We start from the raw sequence: 255 nt of genomic DNA, 5'->3' as shown, positions 1-255 counted from the left end.
GGGCGTTGCCCAGGGCGCGCGCGGCACGCACCCGCTGCTGACGCAGCTGCTGCGGCACGAGCATGCGTCGCTGGCCCTGGCGCAGCGCTGCAGCGGCGTGGCGGCGCAGACGCCGCTGTTCTCGTCGTTGCTCAATTACCGCCACAGCGTGGTCGAGGCGGGCGACGCGCAGCAGCAATCCAATGACGCCTGGGTAGGCGTCAATGTCATCGGTGGCGAAGAGCGCACCAACTATCCGCTGACCTTGTCGGTGGA

At 69.0% G+C, this 255-nt stretch carries 1 protein-coding gene; it reads left to right on the top strand.

Annotation, left to right across the window (positions count from 1 at the left end; genetic code table 11):
- On the top strand, positions 1 to 255 hold a 255-nt coding region (locus tag KVP70_RS33900; protein ID WP_217946807.1), incomplete at both ends, for a hypothetical protein.

The organism is Duganella violaceipulchra, assembly GCF_019166075.1.
GTDB lineage: Bacteria > Pseudomonadota > Gammaproteobacteria > Burkholderiales > Burkholderiaceae_D > Rugamonas > Rugamonas violaceipulchra.
This window is presented reverse-complemented; position numbering and strand designations above follow the sequence as displayed.